We start from the raw sequence: 5029 nt of genomic DNA, 5'->3' as shown, positions 1-5029 counted from the left end.
GTCATAGTTACTCCTGAGGTCGCGAATTGAGTTGGACAGCCGGCGCCAGCCGGTGAATGGCCACAATGAAGAGGGGAATATCTCGACCGCGATGCGGCTTGCCGTTGCCGGCGCGCCGCATGCCGCAACTGCGATGTCGACGGCCGGGCTCGAGCCGGTCGGCATTGCCGCGGCCATCTTTTCGTCAGCAGGAAACGGACCTGAGGCCGTAACGCCGCCGGTCCCAACAATGGGAGCATGCAGCATGAACTGGAAACTGACCGCGACGGCCATCGGCCTGTCGCTGCTGACTGTCACGGGCGTGGCCCGTGCCGACGGCGAGCTCAACATCTACAATTGGGGCAACTACACCAGCCCCGACCTGATCAAGAAGTTCGAGGAGACCTACAAGGTCAAGGTCACCGTCACCGACTATGACTCCAACGATACCGCCTTGGCCAAGGTCCGGCAGGGCGCCTCCGGCTATGACATCGTCGTGCCTTCGGCGAGCGTCGTGCCGGTCTGGATCAGCGAAGGTCTGCTCTTGGAGACCGATCCCAACAAGATGGAAAACTTCAAGAACGTCGATCCCAGGTGGGTCGATGTTCCATTCGATCCAGGCCGTAAATACACCGTTCCATGGCAGTGGGGCACGACCGGCATTTCGGTGAACAAGTCGGTCTATGCCGGCGATCCGAACACATCGGCGATCTTCCTCGACCCACCTCCCGAACTCGTCGGCAAGATCAATGTCGTTCCTGAAATGGGTGACATCATGTTCCTCGCCATCGCTTACGAGGGTGGCAAATATTGCAGCAGCGACATGCAGATGCTGAAGAAGGTGCATGACAAGCTGGTGGAGGCGAAGGCGAAATGGCTTTCGCTCGACTATGCGGCCGTCGATGGCCTGGGCAGGGGCGACATCGCCGCGGGCGTCAACTGGAACGGCATATCGCTGCGCGAGCGGCTTGAGAACGACAAGATCGTCTATGGCTATCCCAAGGAAGGCTATCCGATCTGGATGGACAATGTCGCTGTCCTCAAGGACGCCAAGAATGTCGACAACGCCAAGCTGTTCCAGAACTTCATCATGGATCCGCAGAATGCGGCGCTGATCTCAGCCTTTGCGCGTTATTCGAACGGCATCAAGGGCTCGGAAGCCTTCATGCCCGACGACATGAAGACCGCGCCGGAAGTCAACATTCCCGCCGAGTTCGCCGCCAAGGGCCAATTCATGCTGGCCTGCCCGCCCGATGTGCAGGCGCTCTACACGAAGATCTGGACCGACCTGCAGAAATGACCTGACCAGGCTTTCCCGCGCCGCCGCACGCGGCGCGGTCATCTTCCGTCCATGCCAAACGCGATGCGCAGATCGCAGGAGACTTCCCATGACCGATCTCGACCTTTGCTACATGCCGGCCAGCGAGGCGCTGCGGCTGTTCAAGGCAAAGAAGCTTTCGCCCGTCGAACTGATGCAGGCCACCATCCGCCGCGCCGAAGCCACCAAAGCGACGATCAACTGCCTCACCTTCACGCATTTCGACGAGGCGATAGACCTGGCCAGGAAAGCCGAGGCAAAATACGCCATGGGCGCCCGGACCGGGGCGCTCGAGGGCCTGCCGATCGGCATAAAGGACGAGAGCTACATCAAGGGCAAGCCGACCTCGCACGGCTCGCTGCTGTCCGGGGATGCTATCGGTGGCCATACCTCGACGATGAACGAGCGCATCATCAAGGCCGGAGGCATTGTCCATGCCCGCACGGCGACGCCTGAATTCAGCTGCGCCGGCTACACCTGGTCGAAACGCTGGGGCGTGACGCGCAATCCGTGGAACCCGGATTTCACGCCCGGTGGTTCGTCGGGAGGCTCCGCGGCGACGCTGGCATCCGGCACGTCGTCGATCGCCACCGGTTCGGACATTGCGGGATCGATCCGGATTCCCGCGTCGGCCTGCGGTCTTGTCGGCTTCAAGCCGCCTTACGGGCGCAATCCGGACGAGCCGCCATTCAACCTCGACTTCTACTGCCACACCGGACCGCTGGCGCGAAACGTCGGGGATGCGATCCTGCTGCAGAATGTGATGGCCGGACCAAGCCCGCTCGACATCGCCACGCTGCGCCCGAAACTGCGCCTGCCGCTCGAGTACAAGCCGATCAAGGGCTGGAAGATTGCTTTCTCGATGGACCTTGGTTCTTTCGAAGTCGACCCGGACGTGCGCAAGAACACGCTTGCCGCCTGCGATGTGTTCCGTTCGCTCGGCGCCACGGTCGAGGAAGTCGATCTGGGCTGGGGCGACGAAGTGCTCAGGGCGGGCATGGCCTATCTCGAGCATCTGTTCGGCGCATCGCTGTCGCAGCTGCTCAAGAAGCACGGCAAGGACATGACGAGCTATGCCAGGCAGTTCGCCGAGGACGGGCAAAAGTCGAAGGCGACGGACTTCGTCGGAACACTCGACGTGGCGGCCAGGATGTACCAGACGCTGGGGCCGCTGCTGGAGACCTACGATGTGCTGATCTGCCCGACCAACGCGCTTCCCTCCGTGCCGGCGGAGTTCGATCAGACCACGGGTACGGTCGAGATCAACGGTAAGCAGGTGAACCCGTCGTTGGGATGGGTGATGACGACGCCGTTCAACATGATGAGCCGTTGTCCGGTTCTGTCCATCCCTTCGGGTCGGGCGGCAAGCGGCGTGCCGACAGGCATCCAGATCGTCGGCCGCACCTATTGCGATGCCGATGTTTTCCGAGCGGCCATGGCCTATGAGACGGCCAACGGGCAGTGGTACACAAACGCCGAAACGCGTCCGTCGCTATAACAGGGCGATGCGGCTCTTGCCGCGGTTGGAGAGCCGACGCCGGACACCTCGAATAGACGAATCTGTGGTGGCGCCGGTGATCGCGCCAGAAGGTCCGAAAGGAGCTGGACGAAGATGGCGCAACAAAAGGCTGCGGCGGCAAAACGCAAAGGCGCAACGGCGAAGAATGGGCGTGCGGCAAACGATGCCGCGCCGCCCAAGGACCGTCGGCGCGAGCGCGGCGAAGCCAGCGTGCAGCGGATCATCGACGCCACCATCGAACTCATCGCGGAGGAGGGGCTGGCAAGCGTCACCATGCAGCGCATCGCCGAACATGTCGGCTCGTCCAATGCCCTGGTCGTCTTCCATTTCCGCAGCAAGGAGAACCTGTTTCGCGCCGTCCTGCAGTATCTCAGCGATCGATATGATGAGCTGTGGGTGACGTTGGTGCGGGCGCCCGGCCTGTCGCCGGTTGAGCGGGCTCTGGGCGCGGTCGATTGCGCGCAACGTTTCGCCCGCCAGCATCCGAAATGGGTTTCAGTTTTTGTCGTGTTTTCCAGCGACCGCAAGAGCATGCAGATCTACAACGAAATCGGCCTGCCGAGCGACCTTGCCTACACCGCCGAGGCGCGCGAGCTGCTGATCGAGATTTCGCGCAGTGGCGGTTATACCGGCGTCGACATCGATACGCTGTCGGAGAGCCTGAATTATCTGGTTCATGGCGCCTGGTATTGGGATCATCTCAATCCGTCCAGCCGTGACACCAACGTGCTGCGCAAGACCATGCTGCTCCTGCTGCATCAGGCGTTCCCGCGGCATTTCGAACTGATGCGCTAACCGCTTTCAGGGCTGCCGCAGATGGCAGCCGGCTTGCCGCTTCTGTTCCAGATACTCGTCGACAAGCTGGCGGTAGCGTACCTTGCCGAAGCTTGGGAAATGCCCGCCATGCACGACCGAGACATGGAGGTCGCGCAGGCGCATCAGCGTCGCCATGTAGTCGGGAATGTCTGAGTGGTAGACGTCGTCGATCAGCGGGCCGTCATAGATGATGTCGCCGGATAACAGGATGCCCGTCCTGTTTTCGTAGAGCGCGATGCCGCCGGGCGAATGGCCGGGCGTGTGGATCACCTCGAAGGCACGGTCGCCGAGATCGACGACATCGCCCTGGCCGAGCAAACGGCCGGCGGGCGCAGGCAAAATGCCGTAGCGCGCCGTGTCCCAGCCTTGCGGCATGCGATCGAACATCTCGTCGGTCGCATAGGTGCCGGCTGCCGTCCATTCATTGCGCGGATCGGCGAGGATGCCGGCCTCGGCGGCGTGCACGCAGCGCTCGGGAAATTCGTGGTGGCAACCGATATGGTCGAAATGCGTGTGGCTGGCGACGCAAATCAGCTTGCGCTCGCTCACCAGCGGTACATGGCGCCGGAGGCTGAAATGGCCGAGGCCGGTGTCGAAGAGGAGATCGCGATCGCGACCGCGCACATGCCACATATTGCAGCGGAAGAACGGCTTTATCCACGGCTCGTGGATCAAGGTCACGCCATCGCTCATGCGGATGGTTTCGTACCAGTCGGGTGCCTCGATGAGCGGAAGTGTTGCCATGTTCAATCCGTCAGAAAAGCTCAGTCCGTCAGCAGAATAATCTGGTCGGTATTGCAGGAAATCGCGACCGTGTCGCCCGGCTGGACGGCCGCCGTCGCTGGCAATTTGGCGATGAAGTGAAGCGAGGGGTCCTCGATGGAAACCGCAAGCACGCGCTTGAAGCTGCCCTGGAAGACGACATCGCTCACCTCAGCCGTGCCGAGCCTGACACCGCCGCTGGCCTCGCCGAGGACAAGATGCTCCGGCCGTATGGCCAGCGCAACGGCGGAGCCCACCGGCAGCGCACCGGGCAGCGAGACCGGCCCGACGGGCGTGGCGACGGTGCTTGTCCTCTCCTTCGCTTCCGTGACCGTGCCGGCAAGGATCGAGCTTTCGCCCATGAAGGTGGCGGAAAAGCGCGTCGCCGGCCTGTGATAGACGCGCTCGGGCGGGCCTTCGTCCTCGATGCGCCCGTCATTCATCACCACACAATGGTCGGCCAGCGCCATCGCTTCTTCCTGGTCGTGGGTGACGTGGATGAAGGCGGTGCCGACGCGCTTCTGGATCGCTTTCAACTCGTCCTGCATCTGCCGGCGTAATTTGAGATCGAGCGCGCCGAGCGGCTCGTCGAGCAGAAGCACCGCCGGCTCGATCACCAGCGCCCGCGCCAGCGC

At 62.4% G+C, this 5029-nt stretch carries 5 protein-coding genes; 3 read left to right on the top strand and 2 right to left on the bottom strand.

Translation table 11 applies throughout. From position 1 onward, the window contains the following. Window positions 1–244 precede the first annotated feature (244 nt). The 3 genes from EN749_RS30345 to EN749_RS30335 all read left to right on the top strand — a co-directional run bounded on the left by EN749_RS30345 (window position 245) and on the right by EN749_RS30335 (window position 3611). Complete coding sequence (locus EN749_RS30345; RefSeq protein WP_127330772.1) at window positions 245–1279, top strand: extracellular solute-binding protein; 1035 nt, start codon at window positions 245–247, stop codon at window positions 1277–1279. An 88-nt stretch (window positions 1280–1367) separates the two neighbouring features. Continuing rightward, window positions 1368–2795, top strand: a complete 1428-nt coding sequence (locus tag EN749_RS30340; protein WP_128364545.1) for an amidase — start codon at window positions 1368–1370, stop codon at window positions 2793–2795. Between the two features lie 114 nt (window positions 2796–2909). After that, a complete protein-coding gene (locus tag EN749_RS30335; RefSeq protein ID WP_013531378.1) occupies window positions 2910–3611 on the top strand; it encodes a TetR/AcrR family transcriptional regulator in 702 nt (233 codons plus the stop codon). Window positions 3612–3617: 6 nt separating this feature from the next. Here EN749_RS30335 and EN749_RS30330 read toward each other — a convergent pair whose 3' ends face one another. Together EN749_RS30330 and EN749_RS30325 are read right to left on the bottom strand one after the other, a co-directional pair. Next, window positions 3618–4376: an MBL fold metallo-hydrolase gene (locus EN749_RS30330; protein WP_127321162.1), complete on the bottom strand. Its 759-nt coding sequence runs from the start codon at window positions 4374–4376 to the stop codon at window positions 3618–3620. 20 nt (window positions 4377–4396) lie between these two features. Further along, window positions 4397–5029 (bottom strand): ABC transporter ATP-binding protein (locus tag EN749_RS30325; RefSeq protein ID WP_145991059.1); only part of this gene is annotated, 633 nt, incomplete at its 5' end.

This window comes from Mesorhizobium sp. M7A.F.Ca.ET.027.02.1.1 (assembly GCF_004022985.1).
Classification (GTDB): domain Bacteria; phylum Pseudomonadota; class Alphaproteobacteria; order Rhizobiales; family Rhizobiaceae; genus Mesorhizobium.
The sequence above is the reverse complement of the archived record's forward strand: the minus strand, read 5'-3'. Positions and strand labels throughout refer to the sequence as shown.